The 1,771-nt window shown below is 41.4% G+C and carries 2 protein-coding genes; one reads left to right on the top strand and one right to left on the bottom strand.

What is annotated here, in order from left to right; genetic code table 11:
• A partial coding sequence (locus L4C33_RS22045; RefSeq protein ID WP_428814521.1) for a sporulation protein occupies positions 1–734 on the top strand: 734 nt, incomplete at its 5' end.
• 91 nt (positions 735–825) lie between these two features.
• On the opposite strand, the gene L4C33_RS22040 is transcribed toward L4C33_RS22045, so the two are convergent.
• Complete coding sequence (locus L4C33_RS22040; RefSeq protein WP_428814520.1) at positions 826–1,770, bottom strand: DUF3187 family protein; 945 nt, start codon at positions 1,768–1,770, stop codon at positions 826–828.
• Position 1,771 lies beyond the last annotated feature (1 nt).

Raw genomic sequence — 1,771 nt, 5'->3', positions numbered from 1 at the left:
AGTTAAAGGCGTCATTGGGTATTGGATCGGCAAAAGTAGATACTATTTTAGATAGCGTTGAAGTCTTTCAAGGCGGAACGATTAATGGCCAAGTTCATATTTTAGGCGGGGACGTTGAACAGCAGATAGACGCAATTAATTTAGTTCTGTGCACTGAAGTGAAAGTAGAAACTGAAGACAGCACAAGCTACGAGAACTTTGCGTTAGGTCGTATTCAGGCTGTTGAGCCATTTGTTATTCAGCCAGGTGAAACGAAACAGGTCCCTTTTCATTTGAAACTTAATGATGAAACCCCAGTAACGGCCTTGAATGCTTTAAAAAATCAGTCACACGTTTGGATTGAAACAACGTTAGATATTGATTTTGCGATTGACCCAAAAGATCGTGACTTCGTGGTGGTTAAACCTTTACCTGTCGTACAAAAAGTAATTAGTGCTATTGAAGCTTCGGGTATGGCGATGGTAAAGGCCGATGTCGAGAAGGGCTATTTAAAAGGCAACCACTTTGCATCGCGTTCAGGGTGTTATCAAGAAATTGAATTTCGTTCTGGTGGCTTTGTGAATACGAAAGAAATCGAGCTGTCATTCATTTTGGAAGGGCAAACTGTTCACTGTCTGGCGGAGGTTGACCGTTCACTTAGCTTTAGAGGCGATCAATACATAGCATTTAGTTTATCGGCTAATGCTGGAGACGCAGAAGTATCTAATGCAGTCTCACGCGTATTAAGCGTTTAAGAGGTTTGGTTGTAGAATAAGCTCGTGAATTTAGATCATGTGGCAGTTTGCGCATAAGCATACGCCACATGTTCCATTATCGATTTATAGCTTATAGCTTATAGCGAAAGCCAAACGTAAACGCGATATCYGTGCTGTTATCCATATTGAACATATTTTCAACTAGCGAAAGCTCCAACGCAGATTGATCCATAATATAGCGATAACCTAGCAGGGCCTCATGGACCAATCTAGAAAATTCCGAGTGTCCATCTTCAGCACCTTCGTAGATACGATATTCGGCATGCAGCTGATGCTTTTCAAACACTTGATATTGATAACCGCCGATAAGAGTCCAGCTTAGAGCATCCAAAGGAAAGTCACCGATGACATCGTGATTGTAACGGTAGTTAAATCCGAGTGACGAAAAGAAAGAATGCTTTTCCAATAGATAGGTGTAATTAAGCTGTAAACTTTGTTCTAGGTTGTTCCCCTTAAATGCACCACTGCTGACCCGGTTATAAAAGAGTGCACTGCCTATAGATAGCCCGTAATCTTCAGTTTCTAGTAATTGGTACTGACCATAAAAAGAGACCGCGCTCGTAATCGTATCGCCTTTAAAGTTACTTTCATCTATCCCATATTTAGGCATCGACAGTGTAAATTGATGATTATCAACTTCATCCCGGCCATTCTGATCAATTCCGAACCAATCGTGAAAACTTTTAGTCGGCCCATCTAAATAGTTATTGGCAGCAAACCCCCATCGATAATTCACATCGAATTGCCATTTCTCATTGGCTTGCCATTTACTCCCGACGAACAGCTGATTTTGGTAATAATCTGCATGGTAGTCTGGTGTGTCAATCCAGATACTCGCAGCAGTAAAGCTTGAATAAAGTTGTACGTCATCAGCCGTTAGGGGCAAACCAGAACGAAGTTGCGGAGTTAAGCTGTTCGTTTGAATTGGTGATTGAGCATAGCTAAGTAAGGGGCCATATTTCCCATTGGCCTTGGATTCTTTTGGAATAAATACTATAGCTACAAAACACAGTATC

This window comes from Vibrio makurazakiensis (assembly GCF_050337375.1).
Classification (GTDB): Bacteria; Pseudomonadota; Gammaproteobacteria; order Enterobacterales; family Vibrionaceae; genus Vibrio; species Vibrio makurazakiensis.
This window is presented reverse-complemented; position numbering and strand designations above follow the sequence as displayed.